The organism is Siminovitchia acidinfaciens, from assembly GCF_003605385.1.
In the GTDB taxonomy this organism is placed as follows: Bacteria; Bacillota; Bacilli; order Bacillales; family Bacillaceae_C; genus Siminovitchia; species Siminovitchia acidinfaciens.
In genome coordinates this window covers 1-19,869 of the sequence record NZ_QYTV02000016.1, presented here as the reverse complement: position 1 = coordinate 19,869, position 19,869 = coordinate 1, and the positions used below count along the sequence as shown (strand labels likewise).

Annotated in this window: 20 protein-coding genes and 1 riboswitch; of the genes, 8 read left to right on the top strand and 12 right to left on the bottom strand. The window is 42.5% G+C overall.

Annotated elements, in window-relative coordinates:
• Positions 1–200 precede the first annotated feature (200 nt).
• Positions 201–998 (top strand): IclR family transcriptional regulator, encoded by a 798-nt coding sequence (locus tag D4T97_RS19855; protein ID WP_126052521.1) that lies wholly within the window; start codon positions 201–203, stop codon positions 996–998.
• A 639-nt stretch (positions 999–1,637) separates the two neighbouring features.
• Here D4T97_RS19855 and D4T97_RS19850 read toward each other — a convergent pair.
• The 5 genes from D4T97_RS19850 to D4T97_RS19830 form a co-directional block, all read right to left on the bottom strand.
• The gene (locus D4T97_RS19850; protein WP_126052520.1) at positions 1,638–2,474 is read right to left on the bottom strand and encodes a MetQ/NlpA family ABC transporter substrate-binding protein; all 837 of its coding nucleotides are present in this window, start codon (positions 2,472–2,474) and stop codon (positions 1,638–1,640) included.
• Positions 2,475–2,621: 147 nt separating this feature from the next.
• Positions 2,622–3,293 (bottom strand): methionine ABC transporter permease, encoded by a 672-nt coding sequence (locus D4T97_RS19845; RefSeq protein ID WP_126052519.1) that lies wholly within the window; start codon positions 3,291–3,293, stop codon positions 2,622–2,624.
• Positions 3,268–4,305: a methionine ABC transporter ATP-binding protein gene (locus D4T97_RS19840; RefSeq protein ID WP_126052518.1), complete on the bottom strand. Its 1,038-nt coding sequence runs from the start codon at positions 4,303–4,305 to the stop codon at positions 3,268–3,270. Before D4T97_RS19840 ends, D4T97_RS19845 begins: the two co-directional genes overlap by 26 nt.
• Before the next feature lie 278 nt (positions 4,306–4,583).
• A complete protein-coding gene (locus tag D4T97_RS19835; protein ID WP_126052517.1) occupies positions 4,584–5,417 on the bottom strand; it encodes a MetQ/NlpA family ABC transporter substrate-binding protein in 834 nt (277 codons plus the stop codon).
• A 195-nt stretch (positions 5,418–5,612) separates the two neighbouring features.
• Positions 5,613–5,730, bottom strand: a riboswitch (SAM riboswitch).
• 57 nt (positions 5,731–5,787) lie between these two features.
• Entirely contained in the window at positions 5,788–6,579 is a 792-nt protein-coding gene (locus D4T97_RS19830; protein WP_126052516.1) for a hypothetical protein, read from the bottom strand.
• A gap of 303 nt (positions 6,580–6,882) precedes the next feature.
• Here D4T97_RS19830 and D4T97_RS19825 point away from each other — a divergent pair, with 303 nt between their 5' ends.
• Positions 6,883–8,157 (top strand): ArgE/DapE family deacylase, encoded by a 1,275-nt coding sequence (locus tag D4T97_RS19825; protein WP_164525661.1) that lies wholly within the window; start codon positions 6,883–6,885, stop codon positions 8,155–8,157.
• Positions 8,158–8,323: 166 nt separating this feature from the next.
• On the opposite strand, the gene D4T97_RS19820 is transcribed toward D4T97_RS19825, so the two are convergent.
• The 3 genes from D4T97_RS19820 to D4T97_RS19810 all read right to left on the bottom strand — a co-directional run bounded on the left by D4T97_RS19820 (position 8,324) and on the right by D4T97_RS19810 (position 11,148).
• Positions 8,324–9,031 (bottom strand): ABC transporter permease, encoded by a 708-nt coding sequence (locus D4T97_RS19820; RefSeq protein ID WP_126052514.1) that lies wholly within the window; start codon positions 9,029–9,031, stop codon positions 8,324–8,326.
• Positions 9,028–9,876: an ABC transporter ATP-binding protein gene (locus tag D4T97_RS19815; RefSeq protein ID WP_126052513.1), complete on the bottom strand. Its 849-nt coding sequence runs from the start codon at positions 9,874–9,876 to the stop codon at positions 9,028–9,030. Before D4T97_RS19815 ends, D4T97_RS19820 begins: the two co-directional genes overlap by 4 nt.
• Positions 9,877–10,119: 243 nt before the next feature.
• Positions 10,120–11,148, bottom strand: coding sequence for a LytTR family transcriptional regulator DNA-binding domain-containing protein (locus tag D4T97_RS19810; RefSeq protein ID WP_126052512.1), 1,029 nt, complete (start codon positions 11,146–11,148; stop codon positions 10,120–10,122).
• Between the two features lie 371 nt (positions 11,149–11,519).
• On the opposite strand from D4T97_RS19810, the gene D4T97_RS19805 reads away from it, so the two are divergent.
• Complete coding sequence (locus D4T97_RS19805; protein WP_126052511.1) at positions 11,520–11,981, top strand: SLATT domain-containing protein; 462 nt, start codon at positions 11,520–11,522, stop codon at positions 11,979–11,981.
• Between the two features lie 137 nt (positions 11,982–12,118).
• Here the strand turns inward: D4T97_RS19805 and D4T97_RS19800 are convergent, their stop codons facing one another.
• From D4T97_RS19800 to ectA, 3 genes are read right to left on the bottom strand one after another with little or no spacing between them, the layout of a single operon-like run.
• On the bottom strand, positions 12,119–12,505 hold the full coding sequence (locus D4T97_RS19800; protein ID WP_126052510.1) for an ectoine synthase: 387 nt from the start codon (positions 12,503–12,505) through the stop codon (positions 12,119–12,121).
• Between the two features lie 17 nt (positions 12,506–12,522).
• Positions 12,523–13,803: a diaminobutyrate--2-oxoglutarate transaminase gene (gene ectB, locus D4T97_RS19795; protein WP_126052509.1), complete on the bottom strand. Its 1,281-nt coding sequence runs from the start codon at positions 13,801–13,803 to the stop codon at positions 12,523–12,525.
• Positions 13,804–13,831: 28 nt separating this feature from the next.
• Positions 13,832–14,425 (bottom strand): diaminobutyrate acetyltransferase, encoded by a 594-nt coding sequence (ectA, locus tag D4T97_RS19790; protein WP_328588788.1) that lies wholly within the window; start codon positions 14,423–14,425, stop codon positions 13,832–13,834.
• Between the two features lie 246 nt (positions 14,426–14,671).
• Between ectA and D4T97_RS19785 the strand changes: the two genes are divergently transcribed.
• The 3 genes from D4T97_RS19785 to D4T97_RS19775 all read left to right on the top strand — a co-directional run bounded on the left by D4T97_RS19785 (position 14,672) and on the right by D4T97_RS19775 (position 17,945).
• Positions 14,672–16,219 carry a BCCT family transporter gene (locus tag D4T97_RS19785; protein ID WP_126052508.1) on the top strand — a complete coding sequence of 516 codons (1,548 nt, stop codon included), beginning with the start codon at positions 14,672–14,674 and terminating at the stop codon, positions 16,217–16,219.
• Positions 16,220–16,318: 99 nt separating this feature from the next.
• Entirely contained in the window at positions 16,319–17,134 is an 816-nt protein-coding gene (locus D4T97_RS19780; protein WP_126052507.1) for an arylamine N-acetyltransferase family protein, read from the top strand.
• Positions 17,127–17,945: an arylamine N-acetyltransferase family protein gene (locus tag D4T97_RS19775; protein WP_126052536.1), complete on the top strand. Its 819-nt coding sequence runs from the start codon at positions 17,127–17,129 to the stop codon at positions 17,943–17,945. Before D4T97_RS19780 ends, D4T97_RS19775 begins: the two co-directional genes overlap by 8 nt.
• 177 nt (positions 17,946–18,122) lie before the next feature.
• On the opposite strand, the gene D4T97_RS19770 is transcribed toward D4T97_RS19775, so the two are convergent.
• Positions 18,123–18,254 (bottom strand): small acid-soluble spore protein P, encoded by a 132-nt coding sequence (locus tag D4T97_RS19770; RefSeq protein ID WP_235872322.1) that lies wholly within the window; start codon positions 18,252–18,254, stop codon positions 18,123–18,125.
• Between the two features lie 334 nt (positions 18,255–18,588).
• Between D4T97_RS19770 and ehuB the strand changes: the two genes are divergently transcribed.
• Positions 18,589–19,488: an ectoine/hydroxyectoine ABC transporter substrate-binding protein EhuB gene (ehuB, locus tag D4T97_RS19765; RefSeq protein WP_126052506.1), complete on the top strand. Its 900-nt coding sequence runs from the start codon at positions 18,589–18,591 to the stop codon at positions 19,486–19,488.
• Between the two features lie 154 nt (positions 19,489–19,642).
• A partial coding sequence (locus D4T97_RS19760; RefSeq protein ID WP_235872321.1) for an ABC transporter permease subunit occupies positions 19,643–19,869 on the top strand: 227 nt, incomplete at its 3' end.

The following is a 19,869-nucleotide window of genomic DNA, read 5'->3' as shown; positions in this document are numbered from 1 at the left end:
CGAGCGGGTTTGATGTTCCGCTTGGCATCTTTTAGTCTAGTTCGCGACGATTTCTATAGGGACACGTAGGTTGTAGCTGGATTTTTCATAGAGCTCTCTATGGTATGATAAACTTACCTTTATAAAAATTAGAATACTAAAGCAAATAGCTAATAATAAAAATGTGTCTTCATTTATTTCCGGGAAAGGGGGGATCTTCAATGAACCAAAGTGTTATAAAAGCTTTAAGATTACTAGATTTGTTTTCAGAGAGTGAACTGGAATTAACTTTAAATGAGATTGCCGAAAGGGCAGGTATGCCGAAGCCGACGGTCTTCCGTTTGCTTTCCTCTTTGGAGCATATGGGGTTTTTGTCAAAAAGTAAAAATAGTACTCACGATGTCCGCTATCAACTAGGATTAAAGCTTTTGGAATTAGGCGGGCTCGTTGCAGACAGCTTGGAATTAAGGAAGAGTTCGCTGCCTCATATGCAATTGTTACAGTCCGAAATTAATGAAGCAGTGCACCTGGTTATCCGGGATGGAGACGAAGCGATCTATATAGAAAAAGTAGAAAGCAACCGCGCTTTGAGGCTGTATACACGAGTCGGCAGAAGGTCCGCATTGTACCTTGGTTCAGGCCCGCAGCTGCTGCTGGCCTATATGCCAGACAAAGAGCGTGAAGAAATTATTGACAAAATGCAATTTCACCGTGTCGCCGAAAATACCATCATGAGTAAAGAAGATTTGCGAGAAAAAATCAATAACATACAGGACCAAGGATATTCCTTTAGTAATGGGGAGCAGGACAGTGAGACGATCGGCATTTCTTATCCGATCTATGATCATACAGGCCAGGTCATCGCTGCTTTAAACGTAAGTGGGCCTACTACGCGATTGCAGGGGGCCTATAAGGAGTCTGTACAAATAAAAACAAAAGAAACAGCAGTGAAAATTTCAAATGACCTTGGATTTATCTCGGATTCTTATGGAGGTAAATATAGAGAGAAGTCCGTTTGAATTTATAAAAAAAAGATGCCCGGAAGTTTACGGACTCCCATGGGCATCTCTTTTTTTCTGCTTCAGCTGTAGCGCCTATCGACTAGCAGACTTCGCGCCAAATGTGCTTCTGCGGCGCAGTATATTCGAGGAACCTTAGGCTCACCGCGTCGCAAAGCTGCACGACGTCAACTCGAAGAAGTATCACCCGAGGCATTTCAAGTGGTAGCCTTCCTACGATAAGTCAACATCGGCTCGCCTGCAGCTTCGCCGTGTTTCCTTTATCTCGTCAGAGGCACTCCAGTTTGTACGCCGCTAAACGAGCGCTTCCGCTTTTCTAACTGTCTAGCTCCGGGCTCCAGCGACTAGCAGACTTCGCGGACTTCTCCTACGATAAGTCAACATCGCTCCACTGCGTTGNCGGACTTCTCCTACGATAAGTCAACATCGCTCCACTGCGTTGCGCGTGTTTCCTTTATCTCGTCGAAGCCGCTCCAGTCTGTACGTCGCTAAACGTCGCCCTCCGCTTTTCTTTTTGTCTAGCTGCAGCGCCTAGCCCCTCGAGGTCATAAGCCGATTGCTTCTGAAGGCAAAAAACGCCTTCTGCCAGCCCTCGACTTATGCTTGTCGGGGCTGACCAAGGCGCTTCCGCTTTTCTATTTACCACCCAGCAATTACAGATCCCTTGTATTTTTCATCGATGAATTTTTTGATTTCATCTGATTGATATACGCTTAAAAACTTCTTGATTGCTTCGTCGTCTTTATCTTCTGCTCTGGAAGCGACAACGTTCACCCATGGGGAATCCTTGTCTTCGATAAAGATGGAGTCTTCAGTTGGAACAAAGCCGGCTTCAATCGCGTAATTGGAGTTGATGGCTGCTGCTTCCAAATCATCCAATTGGCGTGGAATTTGAGCGGCTTCCAATTCTACAAATTCATAGTTGTTTTTGTTTTCTTCAATATCTTTGACGGATGGTGTATTGCCAACACCTTCCTTAAGCTTGATCATACCTGCTTTTTCAAAAATAAGTAGTGCACGTCCACCGTTTGTTGGGTCGTTCGGCAATCCGATTTTTGCACCTTTTTTAAGATCCTTGATATCTTTTATTGTATTGGAGTAAACACCCATCGGAGTAGTGATGGTGTTTCCTACTGGAACGATATCATAGCCACGGTCTTCTATCTGTTGTTCCAAATAAGGCTTATGTTGGAATACATTCAGATCAAGATCTCCTTGAGACAATGCCTCGTTGACAATTGGATAGTCAGAAAAAGTTTTAACATCGATTTCCAGGTCTTGTTTCGCAGCAAGTTCTTTCACTTGTTCCATGATTTCTTCATGTTCGCCAGCTGTAACACCTACAGTCAATTTACCGTCACTGAGCAGGCCTTCGGCTTTTTCGCCTTTATCTGCAGATTCGTCTTTGCCTCCGCCGCATGCTGCAAGAGCTGCAACTAGTAAAATTAATAAGCTGGATAGTATCCACTTTCTCATGATGCAATTCCTCTTTTCTATACAATAATTTTTTATTTGAATAATAAGTATAACTTACGGGTCTGGATGATTGTCCAGCTTCGACGGATAGGAAGTCGCTTCCTGAGCCTCTCGAAGCCACAGAACGCGGCGCTTGCGCTTTTCTTTTTAATCCTTCTTCAATCTAGCAGCCATTCTGTTGCCCAGCGACTGTAATCCTTGAACAAGGATGATCAAGAGAATGACTGTTACATACATGACATCCACTTCATAACGAAGGTGTCCGTAACGGTATGCAAGGTCACCAAGTCCGCCTCCGCCAACGAGTCCTGCCATCGCTGTTGCTCCGATCAGGGAGATGGTTGCAATCGTTAGTCCAAGAACAATGGAAGAACGGGATTCTCTTACAAGCACATGCCAAATGACATGTCTCGTTTTAATCCCCATCGCTTCATACGCTTCAATAACTCCACGGTCGACTTCAAGCAGGGCCGTTTCCATCAATCTTGCAATATAAGGTGCAGTATAGATGACTAATGGCACGATAACACCTTTAACCCCAATCGATGTACCGACAATAAATTTCGTAAATGGAAGAATAAAAAACAATAAAATGATAAATGGTACTGAACGGATTATATTAATAATAACATTCAACAAGTTAAATACGAATTTGTTGCTTAATGCTTTTCCAGGTCGGGTCAAAACAAGCAAAATTCCCAAAGGGAGACCAATCAAAATGGCAATCCCAAGCGCAATCCCGGTCATTTGAAAGGTTTGAATGATAGCTACCCAAATATCTTCGCCCCAATTATCAAGAAACTCTTGTATCTGCGTCACTGATCTTCACACCTTCCACTTTCACTTGGTCATTTTCCAAAAATTGTACAGCTTTTTTAATTTCGGATGGTTCGCCTTTAAAATGGACAACCAACTGTCCGAACGATTCATTTTTCAATTGGGTGATGCTTCCTGATAATATATTCGGATAAATATCGAACTTTTTGCTTACCAAGGCAAGCGCAGGCTCTCCGGATGATTCGCCAAAGAAGGAGAGTGTTGCCACTTGGCCGGTTTTATTTAAGTTGGAAAGAATATCAGCCGGAATTTTATGGGAAAACAGGCTGCTAACAAATTTCTTTGTTGTCGCATGTTTAGGAGCTGTGAAAATATCCTTCGTTTTTCCTTCTTCAATCACTTCTCCATTTTCCATGACTGCAACGCGGTCACAAATTCTCTGGATGACGTTCATTTCATGTGTAATCAATAAAATTGTAATGCCAAGTTCTTTGTTAATCTTTAAAAGTAAATCCAGGATGGCTTCTGTTGTATCTGGATCAAGTGCACTTGTGGCTTCGTCACTCAACAGAATCTCCGGTTCATGGGAGAGGGCTCTCGCAATGGCTACCCTTTGTTTCTGTCCTCCGGATAACTCCGAAGGGTAGGCATTGTGCTTTTCTTCCAAGCCGACGATTTTCAAATACCTTACAACGCGCTCTTCAACTTCTTTTTTGCTTAGGCCGGTAAGCTTCAATGGTAATGCAACGTTGTCATACACAGTAGCTGTTTTTAAGAGGTTAAAGCCCTGGAAGATCATGCCAATATCTCCACGTGCCTTGCGGAGGTTATTCTTTGAAAGCTTCATCAAGTCAACGCCTTTTACATTGACAGACCCTGTATCGGGCTTCTCGAGCAGATTCACACAGCGAATCAGCGTGCTTTTTCCTGCACCACTATAGCCGATTACACCATATATTTCACCTTTTTTGACAGATAGAGATACATCTTTCAACGCATGAATCGATCCCTGTTTTCCGTTAAAAGTCTTTGAGATTCCCACTAGTTCGATCATTTTGTCTTGCTCCCTTCGTTTATATCACCTGAAAACTATACGATTTAAGATGGACAATTCCTGATTCTAGTGTAATCCCAAGCCTTTTAAAAAGGCAGAAGCTGCTGTGACGGCAGCGGCTCGAGGTCGCTTCGGTCAAGTCAATGAAGTCAAATACCGACTTCATCGTCTTGCCCTCCGACGCACAGGATGTGCTAGTGCAAGCGAAGCGACAGGATGTCGCGTTCTGAGCCTGCCAGCGCTTGTCGCCCCTAAACGGCCGTCCTCCGCTTTTCTAATTACCACCCAGGAATTACTGAACCCTCGAACGTTTCATCGATAAATTGTTTCACTTCGTCAGATTGGTATACGTCTAAAAACTTTTGGATTGCTTCATCGTCTTTTGATTCAGGTCTCGCTGCTAACACGTTTACCCATGGAGAATCTTTTGATTCAATGAAAATGGAATCTTCGGCAGGTTTAAATCCGTGTTCAATCGCAAAGTTTGTATTGATAGCAGCAGCCTCGAGCTCATCCAACTGGCGAGGAAGTTGGGAGGCTTCCAGTTCTATAAACTCAAAATTATTCTTGTTTTCTTCAATATCCTTGACCGCAGGAGTATTTCCAGAGCCTTCTTTCAATTTAATTAGTCCGGCTGTCTCAAATAAAACAAGTGCACGTCCGCCGTTTGTCGGATCATTTGGCAGACCAAGCTTTGCACCTTTGGGCAGATCTTTAACGTCTTTTACTTTGGATGAATAAATACCCATAGGGAATGTAACTGCTTTACCGACCTCGACTATATCAAGGCCTCGGTCTTCATTAAACTGTTCCAAATAAGGAATTGTCTGGAATAAGTTGAGATCAACATCTTTTTCATCTAAGGCAATGTTTGGCATGATATAGTCTGTGAATACTTTTACTTCAACATCCAAATCCTGCTCAGCTGCAAGCTCTTTGACTTTTTCCACAATTTGCTCATGCGGTCCGGCTGTTACACCTACTGTCAGCTTGCCGTCGCTGAGAAGACCTTCCGCTTTTTCGCCTTTATTTGCTGCTTCATCTTTACTTCCGCAAGCTGCAAGTGCGGCGATTGCTACTACGATTAAGCTGGATAATAACCACTTTTTCATGTTATTTTGCCTCTTTTCCTTTTATATTTGTCATTTTTAGTCATGTTTTTTACAATTGTAGATTCAATCATTTGGATAATTTTTTTCCGTGCCTCCTTGTTCCTCCCTTCAGAGTTTCGAGTGGAAATCTCCTGTGCATCAAAAAATGCCTCTCGCACAGAGAGGCATGGGTATACACGAAAGTAAACACGCACTCTCTTATTTTCCAAAATACAACGTATTTTGCAGGATTTAGCACCTGTTCCTGTTTGAAATAAACAAGAATGGTTGCCGGGTTTCACAGGGCCAGTCCCTCCACCGCTCTCAATAAGAGATTTCCAAATGAAATTGTTATCAATGATAATATACCTATATAAGTGATATGTCAATACTATTCGTGAATAATTTTGTCGAATTTATGCGTTTCCAATTTTTGAATTAATTCCAGGATTTCACGGGCAAGGAAAACGACAACCTCCTCTTCAAACCAATTGGTCAATGGCTGGGCGTGTGCCAGATCATTCCGCAGAATCTCAACCCTGCGAAGCCATTTTTCAGCTGATTTTTTGGAGACATCGAATAGCTTTCCCTTAATATCGTTACTTTCCAACAATATTGTTTTCTTATCCGCAAATTGTGTGCAATCCATCAGATCTATTTCTATATTCTTTGATTTCCGCTCATCATAAAGGGAATTGATTTTTTTCAACCGGCCTTCTGTTAATAGGTCTTTCCACTCATCATTTGGATGGTAAATCCTGATGATATCCGCCATTTCACTTTCCAAGAGAGTTACCAAGCCGAAAAACAGCATCCGGACCGGCGGTTTTTGAAGATCGGCCTTGGTTATTAGCAGGTCAATTGTTGAATCCGATATCAAAAATAGGCGTTCTCTGCCATGCATCATTTCCAATGTATCTATCAGCGGTGTATTCGCCGCTGAAACTTCATCGCTTTCGAAACCGATAAGATTTTCATGGATAAAATTCAAGCCAAAATCGTATCGTTCGCGATCGAGATAGCCAATGATACGATTCTCTTCTTTGAATCCGACAATATTAAAATTATATGTATCAAAAAACATCCTGACGATATCATGCGTGTCCCGCTTATCGACAGCCAGCAAGGGCACGGCAATATGATAAGCCAAAAAATACTTATTAAAAAGGTTGATAATTGCCAAGTTTTCTCACCACGTTTCATGTGCTTAAAGATAAGTATAGTTGATGGAAAAACAGGCGGCGAGGAATTAGTCAAAAATGACTTTATAAATCAATATTAACTGACGTGTGGTGATGGAGTCTTATACTAAAACAACCGCTGACCAGACGGTACAGCTGTCGACGTATTCATAAAAAATGTTTGTTAATTTCCTACGGGAATCGGAAAAAAACTAACTATTTTTTGAATTATGATTTATAATGTATATGGATATATGTCTTTTGATTTTTAAAATATATGAATCGTTACGGGAAGGAGCAGCAAATTGACAACTGATACGAAGCAAAAAGTTCAAGACTACATTGAAGAGAACAAAGAGCAACTTGTAGATGCTATCGTGAAAGCGGTCCAAATTCCGAGCGTCATCGGCAATGAACAGGCCATGGCGGAATATATGAGAAAAAGATATGAAGAAATAGGGTTGGAAGTGGTCGAAGTTCATCCTGAGTATGAAAAAGTCCAAGATCATCCTGCGTTTTGCAGCTCCGGACTGTCATTCGAAGGCAGAAAGAACATTATTGGTATATGGGAAGGCAATGAGGATGCCCCTTCATTGACGTTGAATGGGCACATGGATGTCGTTTCGCCTGAGCCGGTTGAAAATTGGACAAAAGATCCATGGGGCGGCGAGATAGAAGGAAACAAATTATATGGCCGAGGATCAGGTGACATGAAGGCAGGGCTCATGGCTAACTGGTTCGCTTTGAAAGCGCTTTTGGATTTGGGTATCAAGCCGAAAGGCAAGGTACTGCTTCAAAGTGTACTTGAAGAAGAAGCGGGAGGAGCAGGGGGTACGCTTGCGTGTCTGGAAGACGGCTATTTGACTGACGGCTTCATCGCAACAGAGCCTCATTCATTAAGGCTGACGGTCGCCCATGCAGGTGTTTTATATTTCCGTGTTAAAGTTATCGGGAAAACAGCTCACGCAGGTCTGGCGCATCTAGGTGTAAATGCAATCAGTAAAATGTACAAAGTATACAATGCACTGGAAAAGCTCTCGGAAAAACGGGCGAAAGAGGCATACTTCGAACTGTTCCATAAAGGGTCCGGACAATCCGTTCATATGAACCTTGGAACATTGGTAGGAGGAGACTGGGTTTCTAACGTTCCGGGAGAGGCCGTACTTGAGTGCCGAATCGGTTTTATCCCGTCCGAAACTCGTGCAGAAATCAAAGAACTGATTCAAAAGACGGTTCAAGAGGCTGCAAAAGGCGATGAGTGGCTTGAGCAGCATCCGCCGGAAGTTGAATGGTACGGCTGGACAACAGAAGCTTGGAATCAAGATCCGGAAGATCCATATGTTCAAGCTTTTAAAAAGACGGCGGAAAATGTATTGGAGAGAGAAGTCGAAATCGGCGGAAGAGCTGCCGGAAACGACGCTCGCTTCACTCAATATTACGACAGGCCGGGTCTTGTATTTGGACCAAGGTGCACAAATATGCACGGGCCGGATGAATATGTCGAAATCGACAGTGTCATTGATACAGCGAAAGTATTCGCAGCCCATATTATTGATTGGTGCGGCGTGGAAGAGGATTGATACAGAGAACCCCTGACTCTTGGTCAGGGGTTTTTGGTGTAAAATAGTTTGCCGAACTAAGCTTGAGTTAAATAAGCATTTTAACAACAAAAACCGCAGCAGCTCCGAATGCCATGGCAATCACAAACTTAAACGCCTGTTTCATCAAGAATGCCTCCTCCAAATTTTAGTCTACCATCCGCTTACGAAAGACAATTACAGTCAGGGCAGAGATGACAATTATCCAAATAGTGATAATCACCAAGTTTAAAAGAACATCTGCGAAGCCTGCGTTATTTTCCACGTTTGTCGCTATTTCAAGCAACTGGACGTTTGGAAGGTATTCGGCCACTTTTAAAATGGGGTACTTTTCCGCCAATGTGGTGATAAATGTTCCGAACGAAAAAATGATCATGAATGGTAGAACCAGGACAGAAGCTTCCATAACCGATTTTGCATACAGGCCTAATAACGTACCTAAGCCAAGATAAAAGAGCGATGACAGAATGATTGCGACAGCCACAATTCCGATGTTCTTTGGGTTGTAATCCAAAAGGAAAGCACTCAATACGATGACAAAAATTGTAAAAAAGAAAGACAATAAGCTTTTTCCGCTTAAAATTTCTGCAGTGGTTGCAGGTGACAGCATTAATCCCCTTAATGTGTTCTTTTCTTTTTCTTCAGCAATCAGGCAGCACTGAACAAAGGATGCAACCATGACCAATGCCATATTGAAAATCATGTAATGTGCTTCAATGGAATCGATCCCCATACGGCCATAAAAAGCAGCGAGAATAGGTGATAGAAATAAGACGGTGGATACAGCAAAATTTCGTGAAAAATCCTTGTAGTCTTTTATTAATATTGCATTTACACGCCTCCAAGAAAATGTCATGCCAATTTCCTCCCTGTCACTTGTATGAATATATCTCCTAAAGTCGGTTCATTTGAATGAATTCTTGATACTTGATCCGTTTTCATTAATTCAAACAGCTGCTGTGCGCCCTCTGCACCTATCGGAACAATGATTTTCTGCTCATTTGTCATCTCCACTGTTACTGTTTCATCAGCGTATTTCTTTTTTAGAGTATCAGGTGTATCCAATAACTGGATTTTTCCTTTATTTAAAAATGCAATACGGTCACAGAGGGTGTCGGCTTCGTACATATCGTGGGTTGTTAAAAAGATGGTCGTTCCTTTAGCATTTAGCGCGCGCAGTCCCTCATATATATGAAGTGTATTCGTCGGGTCCAAGGCCGAAGTCGGCTCATCCAGAAAAAGAAGTTCGGGCTCGTGTAGCAGCGTACGCGCCAATATGACCCGCTGTTTCATCCCTTTGGACAACGTAAAAACTTTTTTATTTTTATATTTTGCAAGATTAACAGTTGCTAAAGCTTCCTCTACTTTTGGCCGGGGAACATCATATAAATCACAAAAAAGTTTTAAGTTATCGTTGATTGATAGTCTTTCATACAAACCACTGTTGTCAGTCAATACACCAAATCGTTTCCGGTAATCAGACTGTTTCAATTTAGAGACAGGCTCTCCAAAAACCTTTACAGTTCCTGTTGTGGCATTCATTTGACCTGTAAGGATCTTAATTGTTGTAGTCTTGCCTGATCCGCTTGGGCCTAAAAAGCCAAAGATTTCCCCTTTCTTCACTTGGAAGTCAACTCCTTCAAGAGCAGCTTGATCGGAGAAAACCTTAACCAAATCCTTCACTTCAATAATATTTTTCATATCCCTTCACCTCGAAAAACGTAGTGTCGTCCGTTTGTTATCTTCAGGTTACAGGGAAATACAGCAACGGGCATTATAAAGCGAATGAAAAGAGTAATATTCAGGGTGAACGACGCAAAAGGGATGTTGAATTAATCCATTTTTGCTAGTTTAGTTAAGCCGAAGAATATGAATGGCGTAAATTGATAGTTAAATAGAGAAAATTATCGACATATTTCCCGAGAAATAATTGTTATTTCTACATTATTTGAGTCCGAGCATTTCCTTCAATACCATCATTTTTGATTTTGAGAGAGGAATGGTTGATTTGTTTACATCCTCCAAAACCAGGCTGTAACTGTTCCTTGTCCAAGTAATTACTTCACGAACTTTTTGCAAATTGACGATATAGGAACGGTGACATCGGAAAAAACCAAAAGGTAATAATCGGCTTTCCAATTCCTGTAAGGTAAAGTCACTTGGAAATGATTCACCTTTTATATGTAAAAAAGACTGTCCTTCGCTACTTTCAATATAGTCAATCTCCGGAGGGTTGAAGAGGACAATTTTATCCTTTATTTTCGTTGGGATTTTTTTAAGCTGAACGGGTTGTACGGTATCAGTCGGCTGTCCCTCATCAATTTGCTCTTCAGTGGTTTTTGAGTCGCCGCTTTCAACCTGAATAGGAGATAGACCGTTGCCGTCGAGTTTATACACCTCATCGCCAGCTGTAACGGCACTCTCCATGTTGCCGGTCAAAATCAGGGTTGCTTTGCCCAGGTGTCGTAGTTCCTGAAGGAGAGACAGGAATATTCGCTTTGATTCCAAATCCAAGTTTTGGTCGGGTTCTTCCAAAATATAAATAGCAGGATTTTGCAGGAGGAGGCAGGCAAGCTGCACCCGTCTAATTTCTGAATATGACAACTTATTTATCTTGGTTTTCCGCTTTGCATCAAGGTGAACTGCTTTTACTGCGTTATCAATTGTTTGCTCCGATTCGTATAAACTTTTTATAAATCTAAGCATTTCTTCCACTGAAAGCCGTTCGTATAATGCGTTATGTAAAAATAAAAAGCCGATATCTCTGGAGGGGTGTCTTAAAAGGCTTTCCCCAATTCGAATTTCTCCCTGGAAAAGCGCTGATTTACCGAGAAGCAGATGTATTATTTGTTCCCGGACATCAACACTTGAATAAACGGCGACAACCTTTCCAGGATTGACCGACAAATCAAATGAAGGGAAGATGAGCGTATCATGGATGCGTTTTTCCACATTCACAAAGTCCAAATTCATTGCAGATCCTCATTTCTTTATATCTAGGTATCTGCATTATATCAAATAAGCAAAGACCCAAGCCGGTGATTCCGAATTGGGCTAGGCAGTGTGCTGAATATTTGGTATGCACTTATGATGGGAACTAACTTTCTTTCTTATAAGTGGTAATAAGATCCATCCACCAACCTTGCAAGCTGTTCAACGCGGAAATAAATTGCGAACGTTTGGTCATACAAGAATCTAGTGGTGGGGGTCTTAAGCTTCACCTAATTTAGGAAGAGCCTTACAATCCCTAACACCCACACAACTTTTATGTGCCAACAATTATTATTTCTTAATAATATAGTTTAAGTTAACTGTGGAGAGGAAAAAGGGGGGGGCGAAGTGCAATGAATAGAAAAAAAGCGCTCTACTTGCAAAAAGAGATTGCTAAAAATATAAAGCTATTTGAACTTCGGAAAAACAGACATAAAAAAAGGTCATTTCACTTAAACTTATTAACGGTTGTGTGTACGGCAAGTATTACGACCATTTTGGGCTTAAAAGATATAAACGTAGGAAGTTTGTTCATAAATATCTCCATTGTTTTGGGTGGGGTTGTCACCATTCTGCATTTTATTGACGGTTTTTATAATTATAAAGACCTTTGGGTGAAGGATGGGAAGGCGTACACAGATTTGCTTGAGCTACAAAGGGACTTAACGTTTTATATGGAAGGAAGAGGGGCGAATGCATATGATGTGGAAGCATTGGAAGAGTTTAAGGTGCGTTTGAATGAAATTATCAATATTAGTGCAGATGAATGGCATAAACTGCACCAAAAGAAGGACGGCACTGAAGAAAATGTGTAGATCAACATCGTGGTCCTCGGGATGCACCGAAATGATTTAAAAATAATCGCTGTCCGCTGAGCAATTGTTTTTTTATGAATTTATAAAAAGGGGAGGAAAAGTAGAAACACCCCAGGGCATGCCCGAGGTGTTCACCTTCAATCTTCAACTAATGGATAAACCCCATCTTTATCGTGTGTCTCTCTGCCAGTAAGCGGCGGATTAAAGACGCAGATCATTCTCATGTCTTTCGTGGCTCTTAAATAATGTTCATCATTTTTATCAAGAGCGTACATTGTTCCATCTTTGATCGGGTAAACTTTCCCGTCAGAAACGGTTTCAATTTCACCTTCTCCGCCAACACAGTAAACGGCTTCCAAGTGATTTTTGTACCAAATATGTGTTTCTGTCCCGGCATAGATGATCGTGTCGTGGTATGAGAAACCCATGTTGTCATCTTTTAATAGGAGTCTGCGGCTAACCCATGTGTCAGCTTTTACTTCATTTTCTGTTCCGATTACTTCCTCTAATGTTCTTACAATCATTTCTCCAACCCCTTTATCTAATTATTTAGAACAGACTTAATACTATCCTCTACGATTTGGAAGCCTTTTTCAAGTCCTGCCTGATCGATTGTCAGGGGCGGCAGAAATTTGAATACTTCCCCTTCGGGCCCTGAGGTTTCCATGAGCAGTCCGCGTTTGAAGGCCTCTTCGCATATCCTCTCCGAAATTTCAGCTTTTTCGCATGCCACACCCTGCATAAGGCCGCGGCCTCTTTTTGTCGCGTTCAGCTCCGAATATTCGTGAATGATAAAGTCTACAAATGAACTCATCATTTCCGCCTTTTTGGAGATTTCCTGTGAAAATTTGTTTGTTTCCCAGTATGTTAACGCCTCAGTGGCAGCAATAAAAGCTAAATTATTTCCTCGGAATGTTCCGTTATGCTCACCAGGTGCCCAAATATCATATTCGCTTTTGATCAGGGTTAAAGCCATCGGCAAGCCGTATCCGCCGATTGATTTTGATAGACAGACGATATCGGGTGTGATGCCCGCTGGTTCAAAGCTGAAGAAGGTTCCTGTCCTGCCGCAGCCCGCCTGTACATCGTCAACGATCAACAATATATCGAATTTTCTGCATATTTTCTCCATATTTCTCAGCCAGTCATAGCTTGCCGCATTAATGCCGCCTTCGCCTTGTACGGTTTCCAAAATCATGGCCGCAGGAAGGTCCACGCCGCTGCTGCTATTTTCCAAAAAGGCTTCGATATACTCGATGGAACTTGTGTTTTCCACATAATTGTCGAATGGCATGAAAACACTGTTGTTTAACGGTATGCCAGCTCCGCCTCTTTTCGACGCATTCCCAGTCACGGACAAGGAACCGATGGTCATTCCATGGAACCCGTTTGTGAAACTGATGACTGTATTTCTTCCGGTGACTTTACGTGCTATCTTCAACGCGCTTTCCACGGTATTTGTACCGGTAGGTCCAGGGAACATCACTTTATAGTCCAGGTTTCTTGGTTTTAAAATAACCTCATCGAATTTTTTAAGAAACTCTCCACGGGCAACGGTTGCCATATCCAGACTGTGTGTGATGGCGTCTTCTTCAAGATATTTAATAAGGAGATTTTTCATTTTGTCATTGTTGTGCCCATAGTTCAAGGCGCCTGCACCGGCAAAAAAGTCGATATATTCTTTATCATTAACATCCCACAATGTATGCCCTTTGGCTTTTTTAAAGACAGTGGGAAAGCTTCTGCTGTAGCTTCTAACTTTTGATTCATATTGTTCAAAAACATCCATGGCTATTACAGGTTTGTCAGTTGTAGTTGACATAAAAGTACACATACCTCCAGTAAAAGTTTTATTCCAATGGTCCAATCCGATACGCTATTTCGGCTTCATGAGAAGGGTCTGGAAATTGTTCCTCGCTGAAGCATTCATACTTCGTATACTCGGTTCCTAATTTATCCGCCAATCCTTTAAAAAGGTTGTTGGAAGGCTCATTAGTGGGAGTGACTGTTGCCTCTAAGTAGCGGATGTTTGTATTTTCCAGCCTTTTGATCAACTTGAGCAATAAAGTGGTGGCCAATCCTTTTCCTCTTTGGGACCGGTCGACAACCACCTGCCATATGAACAGCGTATCAGGTGCGGTTGGTTGGAGAAAACCGGAGATAAAACCGACAATTTTTCGGTCAACCACAGCTACAATGGATGTTTTATTAAAATATTTGCCCCACATTAAATAGCTGTATGATGAATTGACATCGAGAACTTTAGAGCTTTTGACAAGTTCATATATCTCACTGCCATCGTCGGCAGTCGGTTCCCGAAAGTAAACTGTTGTGGATTTCCTTCCCATCACAGAAGTTTTTTCTATTACCTTACCGATTGTTTGTTCACCTCCTCGTTCATGCAAGATGTATATAATCATATCGGCGCTGATATATAAAATCAAAAGCAACCAGCCACGTTGAAAGCGATTTAATTGCAGTGAGCCATGGACTGCATTACATAATGTCTGGTTTCCTTTAAATTCCTGCCATATGGTCTTATATAGTCCCGATTGAGAAATCCAAAGCCGCAGTGGTTTGAAATTTTTTCTATAGGAAAATTAATAATGAAGGGTCTCTTCTCAGCTTGCTAACTTAAAAAAACAGCGGGAAGGAGGGAGATTCATAATAAGAAAAAATGGGAGGCCGTCATGGATAAAAATGACTGGAAAAATCCGGTGTTTATCATTTCAGGCATCATTATTATGATGCTGGTCATACTGGGAGCTTTGATGCCGGATCAGTTTGGAAAAGTCTCCAGTATGCTGTTTAATTTTACAACGAAAAATTTCGGCTGGTTTTATTTATTGGCAGTGTTTGCCATCATCATTTTCTTAATCGGACTTTCAATCAGCAAATACGGATCGATACGGCTGGGGGGAGAGGATACCCGCCCGGAGTTTCCTTTCTTTACTTGGATCGGCATGCTGTTTTCGGCTGGATTTGGATCGGGCTTGGTGTTCTGGGGAGTTGCCGAACCGATGAGCCACTTTTTCTCCACCCCGTTTGCGGGAATTGAACCTCAATCAACTACTGCCGCCAGAGTGGCTATGGGATATTCATTTTTTCATTGGGGCATCAGCCAGTGGTCTGTATTCGCCATCGTGGGTCTAGTAATTGGGTTCTTGCAGTTTCGTAAAAAGAAAGACGGCCTCGTTTCAACGGCCTTGGAACCGGTGGCCGGGAAAAAGCCCGCAGTAAAACATACGATTGATTCTTTGGCGGTAATTTCTACAGTCATGGGAATTGCCACCTCTGTAGGGCTCGGTGTCATGCAAATGAACGGAGGGCTTACTGCTGTATTCGGATTGGGGAACAGCTTTGGAATACAGCTCGTGATCATCCTTGTCATTTTCATCTCCTATATGCTGTCTTCTGCTACAGGTTTGGATAAAGGGATTCGCTATTTGAGCAATCTTAATCTAGGTCTTGCCATCGGACTTTTACTTTTTGTCTTTATCACAGGGCCAACTGTCTTCATTCTTGAGACTTTCACAGTTGCTGTCGGAGATTATATTAGCCACTTCATAGAGTACAGCCTCAGGCTTCAGCCATATATTGGCGGTACGTGGGTCCGTGACTGGACAATTTTCTATTGGGCGTGGGTCATTGCCTGGTCCCCGTATGTCGGGGCTTTTGTTGCACGGGTCTCAAAAGGCAGGACGATCCGGGAATTTATTACCGGTGTAATGATCATACCGCCGGCCATTGCCTGCCTTTGGATTGCTGTATTCGGCGGAACAGCATTGTGGAATGACATAAATTTAAACGCCGGGATTGCTGAAGCCGTTAATGAGGATTTGACATTGGCTCTTTTCCAGACATATGAACACCTGCCGATGACAAATGTGCTGTCTATTTTGTCGATCTTCCTCATTTTAATTTTTCTTGTAACATCGGCAGATTCGGCAACTTATATTCTGGCGAGCATGACAACAAAAGGAAGCCTGTTTCCTCCGTTGTTTGCAAAGATTGTATGGGGTGGCCTTGTCTCAGCAATCGCAGCTGTCCTCCTATATGCAGGGGGCTTGGAAGCCCTTCAAACTGCGTCGCTTATTTCGGCACTGCCATTCACCTTGGTGCTGCTGCTTCTGACGGCTGCCATATTCAGACTTCTGCGAAGGGAGCCGCTGCCTGTCCGAAGCGCTGATGTCAGACGTTTCCGCCGCATTGAAAAAGAAGTACGGAAAAATAATTAAGTGGAAATTTTTATGGATTTAGAATTGAGGAACAATTCTCTCCCCATATGATCGCGGGAATAGTATGATAAATAAAAGCGGAAAAGGGGAGAGGTGCGTTTGGGCAGGAAACTCAAGGAGCTATTAATAGAAAAAGAATATTTTTCAGCAGAAAATGAACTTCATCGAATAGAATTGGTCCAGAAACTATTGGCCGAACGGTTCCCTTTTGAGAATCTGGATGTTCTCTTGAAAGTGGAGGACCCCGTTACTCCCGATTTTATAGAAGAAAAAATGCTGCAGAATGGCCGCGGCGGCTTATGTTATGAATTGAATGCACTACAGCATCTTTTATTGAGTGAGCTAGGTTTTAATGTATATTTGGCCTCAGCCACCGTAGCTTCGGGAGATGGCTGGGCAACAGACCGAACCCATGTGATGAACCTTTTTGAAAGGGATGGAAAGTTATATGTGATAGACAGTGGATTTGGAAGCAATCTTCCGCTGCAGCCTGTTGAATTGGATGGTCCTTCTGTCAAATCTTCTGCCGGAGAATTTCGTCTTCGTACCTGCGGCACAGAGAAGGGCTCCATTGTTTTTCAGTCTAGAAGCGATAAAGGCTGGCAAACCCGGTACGCTTTCTTTCCTGAACAAGTCGCATGGAGAGATTTGAATCGCATCAAGAGGGAAATCCACACCAGCGCACAGTCGGCTTTTAATCAGGAGCTGTTAATAGCCCAAATATTTCCGGGTGAAATCATTTCATTGAATGAAGAGCGGCTGCAAATAAAAACGAGTAAAGGTGAAAATCAAAGGCATCATTTTTTAGATAAAGAAGAGATGCTGAAGCATATTGAATCATGTTTCCCTGAACCAGTTTATAAGGCTGCAGCTCAATATGTACATATGAAAAAGGATGGGCGAAAAAATGCTTGAAAAGTTGGAGAGGCTTTTAGAGGAGAAAGGTTATTTTTCGGTAACGAATGATTTGGAACGAATTAGGCTGATTCAGGAAGTGTTTGCTGCACGCTATCCCTTTGAAAACCTGGATGTCCTGCTGGAAATTGAAGATTCGATTACACCGGAATATGTTGTGGAAAAAATGCTGGAAAGTGGGCGCGGCGGCGTTTGCTATGAACTGAACGCTCTGCTGCTTACGGTTCTAAAAGAGTTGGGCTTTGATATAACGCCTGCATGTGCAACGGTTTGGTCAGATCCTGACCAAGATTGGATTATTGATCGAACCCATTCGATCAATTTATTGAAAAAGGAAGGGAAAGTATATCTGATTGATGCCGGTTCCGGAAACAATCTGACATGCCAACCGGTGGAACTGGATGGAGGATCAGTAAGTTCCCCTGCAGGCAGATTCCGATTGATAACAAAAGAGACGGAAAGAGGGACTGTGGCTCTCGAAGTCCAGTCCGGTGAAGAATGGAAGTTAAGATATGCTTTTTTTATGGAGCCTGTCAGCTGGGATGATTACAACAGAGTGAAGAAAATGATCCATCACCACCCTGAATCTCCATTTAATAAAACTTTGTTGGTTGCGCAAACACTGGAGGACGGTATCATTTCTTTGAATGAAGAGCGGCTTCGGAGAAAATGGACAAGCGGAAAAGAACAGCGTATTGTTTTTTCGTCCCCTCAAGAGATGCTTGAAGCGGTAAAACATCATTTTCATGTATCTATCTATGAGGCAGCTGCCCAGTATGTTGAAAAAAATCTTGAGAAATTAAAATCATGAGGGGAAAAGCCACGAACTTTTGAGTGAACGTGGCTTTTTGCATGGGCGCTTAATCTGGTGCCGCCGGCGCCACAGGAAGTGGCGATTTTTAAGGCGGCAAGCGCTTTTCTCCTCTAAACACCGTCTTCCGCATTTCGGTTCAGTCTGTACGTCGCTAAACGTCGCCCCCCTTTTTTTCTAACTACATCCCATGTCCGGGGTTTTTGTTTTGTCTCGAATGGTTTCTGTTTTTTTTACCTTATGTGAGCCGATTAAAGGCTTAGGCTGATTAGATTCCTGCTGCTTTCCTTTTGAAGATTCTTTTCCCAATTTTAGCACCTCCATCTATTGGTATGGTCTGATTCCGTTTTTATTATTTTAGACATATGAGTGAGGAAATGGGAGCATACTCCATGAATGTTGAGTATCTTATGTCTGATATTGCCCTCACGCTATGAGAGCCCGATTAAACACAGATAAACCAATAATATGCTGTTTGAACCCTTTTACCTGTTCACGTAGACTATAAAACAAAGCGCTTCCATTTATCGCTTTCTGTCTAGAGCGTTTGATATCTGAATGAATTAGGCAAAATCATGGTCTAATTGTGCTTTTACTTATTGGAATCTTTCGAAGAGAAAGAAAAATTTAGGGGGTTTTTTACTTGAGAAAGTGGTTGGTCATAGCCATTGTTGGCTTGTTGGTAATACTGAGTGCCTGCGGAAACAGCAGTGAAAATGCGGGCGGGGGAGATAGCGGAAAAGATTCGAAATCGGGAGGAACCACGCTTGAGAGTTTAAAGGAAGAAGGAAAGGTGAAGCTGGGCGTGGCGAATGAAAAGCCGTACGGTTATAAAACTTCTGACGGTGAAGTGACTGGGGTTGCACCGGAAATCACTAAAGCGGTCTTCAAGGAATTGGGTATTGATGTGGTTGAAGGGGAAGTAACAGAATTTGGGTCCTTGATCCCGGCATTGCAAGCGGAACGCTTTGATGTCGTCACCGCTGGAATGGACATCCGTCCGGAGCGCTGTGCGCAAGCGGCGTTTGGCGATGTGGAAATTCGTTACGGGGAAGGCATGGCCGTCCAGAAAGGAAATCCGAAGAATTTGCATAGCTATGAAGACATTGCAAAAAATCCGAATGTGAAAGTATCCATCATGGCTGGGGCAAACCAGCATGGATTCCTGAAAGAGCTAGGCGTCAAAGACAATCAGATAGAAACAGCAGACAGTATCTCATCCAATATTGCAGCGGTCAGCTCAGGGCGTGTGGATGCAACGGTTATGACGGAAGCAACGCTTCGCGAAGCGGTTGTTTCAGCGGATCAGTCCAAAGTGGAAGAGGCCAAGCCTTTCACACAGCCTGAAATTGGCGGGGAAAGTGTCATGAGCTACGGGGCTGCTGTCTTTAGAAAAGAGGATAACGAACTAAGGGAAGCATACAATGCTGAACTGAAAAAGCTCATTGATTCAGGGAAGATCCTTGAAATTTTAGAGGAGTTCGGATTTGGAGAGGACAACCTACCAGATGATGTGACGACTGAAGATCGTTGTGCTCAATAAACTTAATAATGATTACTTCTTAGAATGGGAATCCCTTTATGCAAGTTAGAGTAAGTTAGACAGACGATTCTTTATGTCTAGTTCAAAGTACCTAGTGCCTTTCTCTATGATGTATATAGGAGATTCTGCACCTTAGACATGAAGGAGTTGTATGATGATTGAGACGTATATGATGTTTTTGCCAGAGTTATTGCGAGGAGCAGGTATAACGATTAAGGTTCTCCTGCTGTCCGCTGTTTTCGCTTTTCTATTTGCATTTATCGCCGGGCTTGGCCGGGTGTCGCGCTTTTGGCTTGTGCGTTTCTTGATGGGCACCTTGGTGGAGCTGTTCAGGGGAACGTCCCTGCTAGTGCAGATGTTTTTCTTCTTCTTTGCACTTCC